This window comes from Acidovorax sp. KPB24-07, from assembly GCF_057543315.1.
This window is the reverse complement of sequence record NZ_BAAJYS010000260.1, coordinates 1-4,939: the sequence shown is the minus strand read 5'-3', so window position 1 is coordinate 4,939 and position 4,939 is coordinate 1. Positions and strand designations below refer to the sequence as shown.

Sequence of the window (4,939 nt, the reverse complement as noted above, 5' to 3'; positions counted from 1 at the left end):
CGGCGCGCGACGGGTGCCCAGGCCGACGCGGGCCAGGCCGGCGGCCACTTTCTGGTGTTCGAGGCCGATGCGCTCTATGCCTCGCCGGTGGACAGCGTGGTCGGCGTGGTGGAGCTGCCGCAGCCCACCATCGACGAACTGGTGCGCGGCCGGACCGCCGTGATGCCGTGGCGCGGCAAGACGCTCAAGGTGGTCAGCCTGCCCTCGCTCAACGGCCGGCCCGGCGCCGAGCCGCCGCGCATGGCCATCCTGCTGCAGCCCGACCCGGCCGAGCACGCCACCGTGGGCATCGCGATTGCCCGGCTGTGCGACTGGCTGCCGGCCCATCGCGCCGATGTGCGCGAAATGCGGCTCGGCTCGGTGGGCGAGTTCCGCATGGTCACGCACCAGCACGATGGCGTCAGCGCCAGCATGGTCGTGGTCGACCTGGGCCAGTTGGCCTACCTGCTCGGCTGACGCCCCCAACCCTTCTCCCCAAGGACCTCCCATGACCCCAGCCAGGCCCCCCGAGAACGAAGCGCAGCGCCTGCGGGCGCTGCAGGCGCTGATGCTGCTCGATACGCCCCCGGAGGAGCGCTTCGACCGATTCGTGCGGTTCGCGGCCGAACAGCTGGACGCCCCGATCGCCCTGATGAGCCTCATCGACGGCCAGCGGCAATGGTTCAAGTCGCGCGTCGGGCTCGACGTGCCGCAGACCAGCCGCGACGTGTCGTTCTGCGCCCACGCCATCCTGCAGCCGGACCTGTTCGTGGTGGAGGATGCGAACCTCGACGCGCGCTTTGCCGACAATCCCATGGTGACCCAGGCCCCGAACATCCGCTTCTACGCCGGCGCCCCGCTGTGCGCGCCGACCGGCGAGCGCCTGGGTACGCTCTGCATCATCGACACCAAGCCCCGCAGCCTCACCGCCACCGAGCGGGCCGTGCTGCGGGCGCTGGGCACCCTGGCCAACGAAACCATTGCCGGCAAAGACCAAGACGCATGACCCGTCCTCCCCCCCTGCCCCTCCTCTTGCTGGTGGAGCCGCAATTCGTGCTGCGCCGCACGATCGTCTCGGTGGCGCGCGACCTCGGCCTGGTGGACTTTCACGAAGCCACCAGCGTGGCGCGGGCCCTGCCCATGCTGGCGGCCCAGCCCTTTTTCGGCCTGGTGCTCGATTGCGACGATGCCGCCGCCTCCACCGACCTGCTGGCGCGACTGCGCGGCGGAGCGTTCGCCTGCGCGGCCGACGTGCCGGTGCTGGCCATGTCCTCGCTGCCCGACCCGGAACGCGATGCCTGGCGCGCCGCCATCGGCGTCACGGGCACGCTGCGCAAGCCCTTCAAGATCGGGGCACTGCTCGAATCGGTGCAAACCATGGCGGGGCGCAGGCCATGACCGCGCGGCCCCCCTGCGTGGTGGTGCGCGCGTCCCGGGCAGGCGCCGGCGCCGCGCCCACCTTCATCGACCCGCTGGGAGACTGCCGCCCGTGCCACCGCTGAGTTCGATCCCCCGCCCCGAAGACACAGACCAGGCGCTCGAACGGGAACGCCAACGCATCTGCGCCCTGCAGACCACCGGCCTGCTGGAGACGCCGGACAGCGACGGCTTCGACCGCATCACGCGGCTGGCAAGCGCCCTGTTCGGCGCCCCCATCGCGCTGGTGACGCTGGTGGACATCGAGCGCCAATGGCACAAGTCGCGCGTGGGCCTTTCCGCGCGCGAGCTGCCGCGCTCGGTGGCCTTTTGCCACCACACCATCCAGTCCGCCGACGTCATGGTGGTCGAGGACACCCTGCTGGACGAACGCTTCGTCCACAACCCGCTGGTGACCGGCGAGCTGGGCGTGCGCTTTTATGCGGGCGCCCCGCTGGTGCTGCCCGGCGGCCAGGCGCTGGGCGCGCTCTGCATCCTGGACCAGCACCCGCGCACCTTCGATGCCGCGCAGTGCCGGCAGCTCCAGGACCTGGCTGCGCTCGCCATGAACGAGATCGCGCTGCAGCGCACGGCCGGGCGCATCAACGAGATCACCAGCCTGTACAACCGGGCCCAGCTCGTGCAGGACCTGATGAGCCAGTGCACCCAGACGCCGGGCGAGACGCGCACGCTCGTGCTGCTGGACGTGATCCGCGACCGCGACCTGCAGCAGGCCGTGCGCGCCATCGGCATCGCCCCGCTGGAGGCCGGCCTGCGCGACGTAGCGCTGCACCTGGCCCAGGCCCTGGGCCCGGGGGTGCAGCTGTACCACGCATCCGAAACCCGGTTTGCCTATCTGCTCCCCGAGGACGGCGCGCAGCCGCAGGAGCAGGAGCAAGCCGTGCTGCGGGTGCAGCGCCACCTGCAGGAAGCGTTCCGCATCAGCCGCGTCGTGCTGGAGCTGCACCTGGTGGCGGGCCTGGCGCGCTTCACGCTCGACGCCGAATCCGCGGGCGACGTGCTGCGCCGCGCGACCTCCGCCCTGCACCAGGCGGACGAGCTGAACCGCGCCTTGGTCTGGTACGCCCCCGAGTCCGACACCGCCCACCGCCGCGCGTTCGCGCTGGTGCGCGGCCTGACGCAAGGCCTGGCGGAGGGCGAGTTCCGCCTGGTGTACCAGCCCCAGTTCGAGGTGCGCCAGCAGCGCTTTTCCGGCGTGGAGGCGCTGATCCGCTGGCGCCACCCGCGCCACGGCAATGTCTCGCCCGCCGAGTTCATCGAGCAGGTGGAGCAGACGGCGCTGATCCATCTGCTCACCGAATGGGTGCTGCACACGTCACTGGCCCAGTTGGCGGAATGGAACCGCCAGGGCCTGCAGCTGACCATGGCGATCAACGTGTCCGCCCGCAACCTGGAGCATCCGGACTTCGCCCTGGTGCTGCGCAATGCCATCGCGCTGCACGGCGTGGCGGCGCAGCAGCTGCACATCGAATGCACCGAGAACGTCGCCCTGACCGGCCGGGCCACGCAGCGCGTGCTGGAGGAGATCCGCGCCATGGGCCTGAAGGTGTCGCTGGACGACTTCGGCATCGGCTACTGCAACCTGTCGTGCCTGCGCGGGCTGCCGGCGGAAATGCTCAAGCTCGACCAGTCGCTCGTGATGCCCATCGCCCACGACATGCAGGCCTGGACGCTGCTGCGCACCATCATCTCGCTGGGCCAGCGCCTGGGCTACCAGCTCGTGGCCGAAGGCGTGGAAACCCAGGAGATCCTGGACATGGTCTCCGAGGCGGGCTGCGACCTGGTGCAGGGCTACTTCCTGGCCTACCCCATGGAGGCCGGCGAGGTCGCGCCCTTCTTCGCCGCGCGGGCGGCGGCGGCACCGGGAAAGCTTTTCACGGCCGACGCGAAAGAACTTCACGCGAGCGCGGCCGCGCAGCCACCCGTTTGGCGGCTGGATTGACGTAGAGTGCCCCTTCAGCGGTGCCCGCCGGGGCCCCGCGGCACCCCATGACGATCGCCAACGCCCCTTCCCCCTCACCGTCCCCCGCCGCCGCCATCCGCGCGCGGCTGATCCCCGCGCTGCAGGCCGTGCTGCCCGCGCATGCGCTGCTGTGGCAGGCCGAGGACACCACGCCCTACGAATGTGACGGGCTCACCGCCTACCGCCAGCGCCCGCTGGCCGTGGCCCTGCCCGAGACCGAGGAGCAGGTGCAGGGCGTGCTGCGCGCCTGCCATGCGCTGTCGGTGCCCGTGGTGGCGCGCGGGGCCGGCACCGGGCTGTCGGGCGGGGCCATGCCGCACGCCCTCGGGGTGACGCTGTCGCTCGCCAAGTTCAACCGCATCCTGCGCATGGACCCGGTGTCGCGCACCGCCGTCGTGCAGTGCGGCGTGCGCAACCTGGCCATCAGCGAGGCCGCTGCGCCCCACGGGCTGTACTACGCGCCCGACCCGAGCAGCCAGATCGCCTGCACCATCGGCGGCAACATCGCCGAGAACTCCGGCGGCGTGCACTGCCTGAAGTACGGCCTCACGGTGCACAACGTGCTGCGCGTGCGCGGCTTCACCATGGAGGGCGATCCCGTCACCTTCGGCAGCGAAGCGCTGGATGCGCCCGGCTACGACCTGCTGGCCGCGGTGATCGGCAGCGAGGGCATGCTGGCCGTGGCCACCGAGGTCACGGTGCGCCTCATCCCCAAGCCGCAGCTGGCGCGCTGCATCATGGCCAGCTTCGACGACGTGCGCCGGGCCGGCGATGCGGTGGCGGCCATCATCGCGGCCGGCATCATTCCGGCGGGCCTCGAAATGATGGACAAGCCCATGACCGCCGCGGTGGAGGACTTCGTCTGCGCCGGCTACGACCTCACCGCCGAGGCCATCCTGCTGTGCGAGAGCGACGGCACGCCCGAGGAGGTCCAGGAGGAGATCGGCCGCATGAGCGAGGTGCTGCGTGCGGCCGGCGCCACCGCCCTGACCGTGAGCCAGGACGAGGCCGAACGCCTGCGCTTTTGGAGCGGCCGCAAGAACGCCTTTCCGGCCAGCGGCCGCATCAGCCCCGACTACATGTGCATGGACTCGACCATCCCGCGCAAGCGGCTGGCCGACATCCTGCTGGCCATTGCCGCGATGGAAAAGAAATACGGGCTGCGCTGCGCCAACGTGTTCCACGCGGGCGACGGCAACCTGCACCCGCTGATCCTGTTCGATGCCAACGACCCCGACCAGCTGCACCGCTGCGAGCTGTTCGGCGCCGACATCCTGGAGACCAGCGTGGCCATGGGCGGCACGGTGACGGGCGAGCACGGCGTGGGGGTGGAAAAGCTCAACTCCATGTGCACCCAGTTCACCACCGAGGAGAACGCGCAGATGTTCGCGCTCAAGGCCGCCTTCGACCCGGCGGGCCTGCTCAACCCGGGCAAGGTGATCCCCACGCTCAACCGCTGCGCGGAGTACGGAAAGATGCTGGTGCGCGGCGGCCGGATCGCCCACCCGGACCTGCCACGGTTCTGAGCGGCGCGCGGCCGGGGGTGCCGGCGCGGGGCCG

At 71.1% G+C, this 4,939-nt stretch carries 5 protein-coding genes; all 5 read left to right on the top strand.

Annotated features, from left to right (window positions below):
• On the top strand, positions 1–456 hold a 456-nt coding region (locus AC27IQ_RS18805), incomplete at its 5' end, for a chemotaxis protein CheW (RefSeq protein ID WP_487090377.1).
• A 31-nt stretch (positions 457–487) separates the two neighbouring features.
• Positions 488–985: a GAF domain-containing protein gene (locus tag AC27IQ_RS18800; protein WP_487090376.1), complete on the top strand. Its 498-nt coding sequence runs from the start codon at positions 488–490 to the stop codon at positions 983–985.
• Positions 982–1,377 (top strand): response regulator, encoded by a 396-nt coding sequence (locus AC27IQ_RS18795; protein WP_317354492.1) that lies wholly within the window; start codon positions 982–984, stop codon positions 1,375–1,377. Before AC27IQ_RS18800 ends, AC27IQ_RS18795 begins: the two co-directional genes overlap by 4 nt.
• Before the next feature lie 91 nt (positions 1,378–1,468).
• Positions 1,469–3,358, top strand: a complete 1,890-nt coding sequence (locus tag AC27IQ_RS18790) for a sensor domain-containing phosphodiesterase (protein WP_487090375.1) — start codon at positions 1,469–1,471, stop codon at positions 3,356–3,358.
• 47 nt (positions 3,359–3,405) lie between these two features.
• On the top strand, positions 3,406–4,905 hold the full coding sequence (locus tag AC27IQ_RS18785) for an FAD-linked oxidase C-terminal domain-containing protein (RefSeq protein ID WP_487090374.1): 1,500 nt from the start codon (positions 3,406–3,408) through the stop codon (positions 4,903–4,905).
• Positions 4,906–4,939 lie beyond the last annotated feature (34 nt).

Bases quoted from the DNA above. Each gene is read 5' to 3' on its own strand.
- AC27IQ_RS18785 (WP_487090374.1), top strand. From the start codon at position 3,406: ATGACGATCGCCAACGCCCCTTCCCCCTCACCGTCCCCCGCCGCCGCC.
- AC27IQ_RS18800 (WP_487090376.1), top strand. From the start codon at position 488: ATGACCCCAGCCAGGCCCCCCGAGAACGAAGCGCAGCGCCTGCGGGCG.
- AC27IQ_RS18795 (WP_317354492.1), top strand. From the start codon at position 982: ATGACCCGTCCTCCCCCCCTGCCCCTCCTCTTGCTGGTGGAGCCGCAA.